The following is a 6,499-nucleotide window of genomic DNA, read 5'->3' on the forward strand; positions in this document are numbered from 1 at the left end:
ATAAAATCAAATTTATCAAATTTCATAATTTTAGATTCCTATAATTTCTATTTTAAATATATTTTATAGGAATTTTAAAATAACTAGGTTATGCAAGAAGTCTATTGTCAAAATATCTTTCAACAATATCTTAATCATAATTTTAATGTTATGTTATCTGTTTCAGATTTAATAACATTAATTCCAAATTTATGTCAAAGGATATGAACATCATATAAAATAAAAGCACTTTGCCTTGAAAAAGGTCTTTTTTCAGAAGTTGTTATAACAGATTATGAAAAAGCAATGGCAGGATTTCTTTTTTTATCGCGAAAAATTAAAACAGTTGTCCAAGAAAAATTAACAATCGGGAATAATAATTATGAAATTTTAACAAAGGTTAAAAAAGAATAAAAATATGGTATTAAGTTTAAGATATGGTAGGAAATTTAAAGAAATTAATTAAAATATTTATATTCCAATAAATATTTTAATTTTATGCATACATAAAATCAGAAAAGTTTGTTTTGTTAAAAAAAGTATGATAAGATGATATTGTTAATTTATATAGTTTTAGGAGTTGAAATATTATGGCTACTGTTGTTGTCAAAGCAGGAGAACCGCTAGACAAAGCGTTAAAACGATTTAACAAGGTTTCTTCAGTTAAAAGAAAAGAAGCCCGAAAACGTGAACACTGAATGAGCAAAAAAGAAAAAAGACGTTATAAACAAGAACAATCACGTAGTTTTCGTTAAAAAAAATCCCATTTAAAATGGGATTTTTTTTAAAAATTACTATCTTTTAAAATTACATAATCAACTTTTTTAATGGCCGAAAGATCTTTGCCACCAGCATATGAAATTGATGATTGTAAATCTTCTGTCATTTCACGTAATGTTTCAAAAATGCTGCCACGAATTTCAATTAACTCTTTTTTACCTTCAACATAACGTTTTTCACCTTTATTATATTCACTTGCTGATCCAAAATATTCTTTATATTTAATACCATTATTTTCAACTTGTTTTCCAGATGATTCTTGGTGCGCAGCAAATAAACTACCAATCATGCATATTGTTGCGCCCATTCGAATTGATTTCGCAATATCACCGTTAACTCGTAATCCACCATCTGCAATAATTGGTTTTGAACTACCTTTACTACATCATTTAACAGCCGATAATTGTCATCCACCATTACCAAAACCAGTCTTTAATTTAGTAATACAGACTTTTCCGGGTCCAATGCCAACTTTTGTTGCATCAGCGCCTCATTGTTCTAAATCACGAACAGCTTTTGGTGTTCCAACATTACCTGCAATAATAAATGTTTCATGACCTAAATGGCTGCGAATATGTTCAATCATTTTTTTTACACTAAAAGCATGACCGTGAGCAATATCTATTGTGATATAGTCAGGTACTAATTGTTCTTTTTTTAATGTTTCAATTAGTGCAAAATCATCTGGTTTAACACCAACTGAAATTGATGTAACCAAGTTTTTACTTTTCATATGTTTAATAAACTTAACTTGATTTACGTTAAAACGATGCATAATGTAAAAATATTTTTTTTCTGCTAATTTTTCACATAATTCTTCATTCACTACCGTTGCCATATTTGAAGGTACGACAGGTAAATTAAAAGTATGTTTTCCTAATTTAACGGTTGTATCACATTCTTTTCGAGAATTAACAACACATAATTCTGGAATTAATTGAATGTCTTCATAATCAAATGCTTTCATTTTTTTAATTTTACCTCACTTATTAAATGTACCATAAAATAAGGGAAAAACCCGAGTTTTCTTTTTAAAAAAGAATAAAAAAATATCTTGTAATCATATTAAAACCAGCATATAATTAATTATGTAATTGTAAAAAGGAATAGTGATTATACAAATGATGACAAGAAATTTTGGTTTTACTAGATTTTGAATTGTGTTATCAAGTATTGTGGGTATTGCGGGAATGGCAATAGCAGGAGGGGCTTACTTTTATTACTTAGGCCGATATAACAATGGGACTTTTCCTGGTGATATCAACGCTGCAAATACTTGATTAATGAATTCATATGCTGATTTAACAAGTGTTAAAGTTGTACTTTTACTAGTAGCGATTTTTTCATTTTTCACAACAATAATTTATAATATTGGATTGATTCGTTATGCAATTAGCAGTACTGATGCCGAATTATGTGCAAACAAATGAAGTTTAGCGGTATTATCGTTATCAATTGGTGGTTTTTTTGCACCATTTGCATTAACATGATTACCAGATACTGATGTTAAAGCAACAAAAAATGCTCGCGTTGTTATTGTCCGTTATTTAGGGACTGCTTGATTAGTATCAGCTCTTGCTAGTATTGTTGCAATTATGATTTTTTATAACAAGGCAACAGATAAAACTTGAGTTAGAGACTCAAAACAAAATTTTGCCATTATGATGGGAGTTTTAGTTGTTGTTAGTGTTTTAAGTTTAATTTTTGTCTCTGGCTTTTATAGTAATAAAGTTGTTGCTAATATGATGGCTGAAACTTCTTATGGAAAATGATTACGTTTCGTTTCAACTGTTTATACTATTTTAGTAACAATAATGTTAGTGATCCAAATTATTACGGCGTTATTAAAACTAATTGAAGCATTTGGCCGTATCTTCCAAAAAGGACAAAATGGACTAGCAATTTTCGCTAATATTTTAAATTTTACTGCAACATTAATTGGAACAATCTTTATGATTTATCTAATTACAAAAGTAATTAAAGGATTATGATGTCGTGAAGATGGTTATATGATTAACATTCCACAATATAAATCATCTGACCATATGCAACGTCGTTATTAATAAGATTTTTAAAATGGATTTTATAATATTAAAATCCATTTTTATTAGTGATTTTAGATAATATAATCTTCTTAAAAAAATAAAATTAATAATATTTTAATTGACAAAAATTATTGTTTTATATAAAATTAAAAAGGTTTCAACACAATACTTATATTGTGTCATCGGGTGTTAGGTCAGTTGGGAGAGCGCCTGCCTTACAAGCAGGTGGTCAGCGGTTCAAGTCCGTTACACCCGACCATTAATGATTCCTGCTGGCTTAGCTCAATAGGTAGAGCAACTGACTTGTAATCAGTAGGTTGGGAGTTCGATTCTTCTAGCCAGCACCATTTTTTGGAGGGGTAGTGAAGTGGCCAAACACGTCTGACTGTAACTCAGCTCCTTCGGGTTCGGGGGTTCGAATCCCTCCCCCTCCACCATCTTTATGTATATTTTGGGCTATAGCCAAGCGGTAAGGCAAAGGACTTTGACTCCTTCATGCGCTGGTTCAAATCCAGCTAGCCCAGCCATTGTCTCTTGTTAGCTCAGTTGGTAGAGCAACTGGCTTTTAACCAGTGGGTCAAAGGTTCAAGTCCTTTACAGGAGACCATTTATAAAAAATATATGCCCGAGTGGCGGAATAGGTAGACGCAACGGACTTAAAATCCGTCGGTTTTACAACTGTACCGGTTCAAGTCCGGTCTCGGGTACCATTTATTTTATTTAAAAAAAATTGACATTATGTAAAGACAGTGGTATATATATTACTGTAGTTTAGGATAAAATTTAAAGTTAAAATGCAGGTGTAGTTTAATGGTAGAACTTCAGCCTTCCAAGCTGACTGTGAGGGTTCGATTCCCTTCACCTGCTCCATGATATTAATTGTTAGTTTAACAATTTTTTTATGTTAAAATAAAAAGACAAGAGGCAAAAGAGGAGTTAGTGATTGTTATGAAAGTCATTAAAAATGATAATAAAAAAAAGTCTACTAGTAATTGAGAACATTTACCACCAGAAATGCAACATGATTTAGAATTTCATGCTTCACGCACAGCATTTTGAAAAAGTCTTCTATTTTTAATCATTGAAGCTGTAGGACCATTTTTATTATTGTTTTTTTTAACTTCGCCTGACTTAAGTTTTGCCTACCATTATGATGTTGGCATTGGAATTGGTTTTAATTTAACAATGGTTTTTAGTGTTTTTTTATTAACTTGTTTAGGGTTTTATTTTCATTTTCATCAAGCTGACCAGTTTACCTATACTATTGCATTATCTTGAATGTTATATGGAATTTATTTAACTGGATATTGATGAGGATGAGATAAGATTTTATATCGTTGCTTAGTATCATTTCTTTTTCTCTTAATTGCTATTTTTGTTGGTACATTTATGACCGTATGAATGCGTAATCTTCGTGGATATTTTCAAATAAAAAAAAGTAAGAAACAATCAGAGCCACCAGTTATTAATAAAAAAGAAAACAATAATTCACCAGTTGATTCATCAGTAACAAAGAAAGAATCTTAATTATTTTTTTGTAAATTAGTTAATTTTAAATCAATAATTGTTAAGAAAATTTTTTGTTTTGTCTGTTCATACATGTAATTAGCTCAGTAAATTCATAGAATGTTTTGGTAATACATTCATGCTACTACTTTTTCTTGTTGTTGTGATGTTAAATTAAAAAGATTAAATCAATAAGTTCGTTCAGCTTTTGTTGTTAATGTTTCAGAAGCAAATGAAGCAATATCAAAAAATTTATCATTTAGCATAGCATATTCAAAATCAATTAAATAAAGCTTTTGGTTTAAAAAAACTAAATTACCATGATTTAAGTCATTATGGCATAAAACAAGTTCTGTTGGTTGCAATTTTAAATAATCAAGTTTCTCTTCATATGGAGCTAAATTTACCAATTGTTTACAAATTGCTGTTTTTAATGTTATTAAAAATTGCTTAGGATTAAATGTTTTAATTTGATTATTTGGATTAATTTTAGTTTCTCATAATTGTTTAATTATTGTAGCAACTTGGTTTAAGACTTGGTTTGTAAGTTTAACCGTACTAAGTGATTGTAAAGTTGGGTAGTATGGTGTAACCAAAAAGAAATGATCACCATTATAGCCATAATCTACAATTGGTAATGTTAAATTGGCATTTTTAATTTGTTCTAAAACAAAAATTTCATTTTGATGATCAATGAATAAATTAGTAAAAGGATTACTATAACGGATAAAAAGATTATCAATACTTTGATAATTTTGGTTAGTAATACCTAAATTTAATTTTGCTTTAATTTGGTATTTCATCATATTTCTGACTTCCATTCTGTCTGTTATATATTATTAATTTTATTATACAATTTATTATACAATATATATAGTTAAGAAAAGCGGGGAAATAAAAAATGAATGAAATTTGAATTGCTACTAGTAATAATAACAAAGTACGAGAATTTAAAGAAATGTTTGAAGGTATTAATATAATTGTTAAATCATTGTTAGATTTAATAGTACCTGTGCCTGAAATTCCTGAAACAGGAACAACCTTTGAAGAAAATGCATTTTTAAAAGCTGATTATTTAAGCAAAATGTTAAATAAGCCAGTATTAGCGGATGATTCTGGATTAGAAATTATTGGTTTAGGAAATTTTCCTGGTGTTAATACTCGCCGTTGAGCAGAAGCAATTACGGATAATAATATTATTAATAATTTATTAATTGAAAAATGTCGTTCACTAGAAGAACGTGATGCACAGGCAGTTTGTGTTTTATGTTATATTAATCCAAGTACAAACGAAACAAGGTATTTTCGAGGAATAACAAAAGGTCTTATTACTGAAAAACCAGTTGGTAATAATGTTTTTGGTTATGATGCAATTTTTTTCTTACCAGAAATTGGTCAAACTTATGCTGAATTAACTGTAGAAGAGAAAAATAAGTATTCGCATCGTTCAAAGGCTTTTCAAATGTTTAAAAAATGATGACTAGGAGGAAAAGATGAAGACAACAAAAAAAATTAACATTATTTTATTTGAACCAGAAATTGCACAAAATGTTGGAGCCATTATGCGAACTTGTGTTGCAATTAATGCTAAGTTACATTTAATTGAACCATTTGGATTTATTTTTGATGAACGATTTATTGCTCGCAGTAGTGCAAATTATGTTGAGTTTGCTGATTATGAAACATATAATGATTGAAATCATTTTTCACAATTAAATCCAAATCTTAAATTATATTGTGCAACTCGTTATGCACAACAACCACATAGTGCAATTGATTTTACAAAGGAAGAAAAAGTTTTTATTTTATTTGGGCGTGAATCAACTGGTATTCCAACAACAATTTTGAAAGAACATTTATCACGAACTTTTCGTATTCCAATGTCAGAAAAAGTCCGTAGTTTAAATGTTGCTAATACAGTTGGGATTGTCGGTTATGAAATTATGCGGCAATGAGATTATCCTGGTTTATCAAAAGTTGAAATTCAAAAAGGGGCTGATTTTTTAAAATAAAAATAACAATGCTTTTTGTGAATTTTTTTAGTATTGAGTTATATTGATTGTTTTTAGAAAGGATGATAAAGAATAGACTTCTTGCATAACCTATTAAAATAATTGTAAATATTTTTAAAAAGATACTAATAGCAAATTATAATTTTAATTAATTATGTCTTTTATTTAAAAATWTAA

At 28.7% G+C, this 6,499-nt stretch carries 8 protein-coding genes and 7 tRNA genes; 13 read left to right on the forward strand and 2 right to left on the reverse strand.

From position 1 onward, the window contains the following. Window positions 1–90 precede the first annotated feature (90 nt). Together EHV01_RS02210 and rpsU are read left to right on the forward strand one after the other, a co-directional pair. Window positions 91–393 (forward strand): hypothetical protein, encoded by a 303-nt coding sequence (locus EHV01_RS02210; protein ID WP_422066018.1) that lies wholly within the window; start codon window positions 91–93, stop codon window positions 391–393. 176 nt (window positions 394–569) lie between these two features. Then, a complete protein-coding gene (gene rpsU, locus EHV01_RS02215; RefSeq protein WP_004028656.1) occupies window positions 570–734 on the forward strand; it encodes a 30S ribosomal protein S21 in 165 nt (54 codons plus the stop codon). A gap of 29 nt (window positions 735–763) precedes the next feature. Here the strand turns inward: rpsU and EHV01_RS02220 are convergent, their stop codons facing one another. After that, complete coding sequence (locus tag EHV01_RS02220; protein WP_422066019.1) at window positions 764–1,726, reverse strand: GMP reductase; 963 nt, start codon at window positions 1,724–1,726, stop codon at window positions 764–766. A 154-nt stretch (window positions 1,727–1,880) separates the two neighbouring features. Here EHV01_RS02220 and EHV01_RS02225 point away from each other — a divergent pair, with 154 nt between their 5' ends. From EHV01_RS02225 to EHV01_RS02265, 9 genes are all read left to right on the forward strand, one after another. Beyond that, window positions 1,881–2,822, forward strand: a complete 942-nt coding sequence (locus EHV01_RS02225) for a hypothetical protein (protein WP_422066020.1) — start codon at window positions 1,881–1,883, stop codon at window positions 2,820–2,822. 165 nt (window positions 2,823–2,987) lie between these two features. Continuing rightward, a tRNA-Val gene (locus EHV01_RS02230) sits at window positions 2,988–3,063 on the forward strand. Window positions 3,064–3,075: 12 nt separating this feature from the next. After that, window positions 3,076–3,151 (forward strand) — tRNA-Thr (locus EHV01_RS02235). Between the two features lie 6 nt (window positions 3,152–3,157). Continuing rightward, window positions 3,158–3,241 (forward strand) — tRNA-Tyr (locus EHV01_RS02240). 15 nt (window positions 3,242–3,256) lie between these two features. Next, window positions 3,257–3,331 (forward strand) — tRNA-Gln (locus EHV01_RS02245). Between the two features lie 4 nt (window positions 3,332–3,335). Next, window positions 3,336–3,411: transfer RNA gene (locus EHV01_RS02250), tRNA-Lys, on the forward strand. A gap of 16 nt (window positions 3,412–3,427) precedes the next feature. Further along, window positions 3,428–3,514 (forward strand) — tRNA-Leu (locus EHV01_RS02255). A gap of 86 nt (window positions 3,515–3,600) precedes the next feature. Then, a tRNA-Gly gene (locus tag EHV01_RS02260) sits at window positions 3,601–3,674 on the forward strand. A gap of 78 nt (window positions 3,675–3,752) precedes the next feature. Next, window positions 3,753–4,331, forward strand: coding sequence for a DxFTY motif-containing membrane protein (locus EHV01_RS02265; protein ID WP_422066021.1), 579 nt, complete (start codon window positions 3,753–3,755; stop codon window positions 4,329–4,331). Here the strand turns inward: EHV01_RS02265 and EHV01_RS02270 are convergent. Beyond that, window positions 4,328–5,116 carry a phosphotransferase gene (locus EHV01_RS02270; RefSeq protein ID WP_422066022.1) on the reverse strand — a complete coding sequence of 263 codons (789 nt, stop codon included), beginning with the start codon at window positions 5,114–5,116 and terminating at the stop codon, window positions 4,328–4,330. The genes EHV01_RS02265 and EHV01_RS02270 overlap by 4 nt on opposite strands. Window positions 5,117–5,211: 95 nt before the next feature. On the opposite strand from EHV01_RS02270, the gene rdgB reads away from it, so the two are divergent. Together rdgB and EHV01_RS02280 are read left to right on the forward strand one after the other, a co-directional pair. After that, entirely contained in the window at window positions 5,212–5,826 is a 615-nt protein-coding gene (gene rdgB, locus EHV01_RS02275) for an RdgB/HAM1 family non-canonical purine NTP pyrophosphatase (RefSeq protein WP_422066023.1), read from the forward strand. Continuing rightward, window positions 5,804–6,322: a tRNA (cytidine(34)-2'-O)-methyltransferase gene (locus EHV01_RS02280; RefSeq protein WP_422066024.1), complete on the forward strand. Its 519-nt coding sequence runs from the start codon at window positions 5,804–5,806 to the stop codon at window positions 6,320–6,322. Before rdgB ends, EHV01_RS02280 begins: the two co-directional genes overlap by 23 nt. Window positions 6,323–6,499 lie beyond the last annotated feature (177 nt).

Source organism: Spiroplasma sp. hy2 (assembly GCF_044714365.1).
GTDB classification, from domain to species: Bacteria; Bacillota_I; Bacilli_A; order Mycoplasmatales; family Mycoplasmataceae; genus Spiroplasma; species Spiroplasma phoeniceum.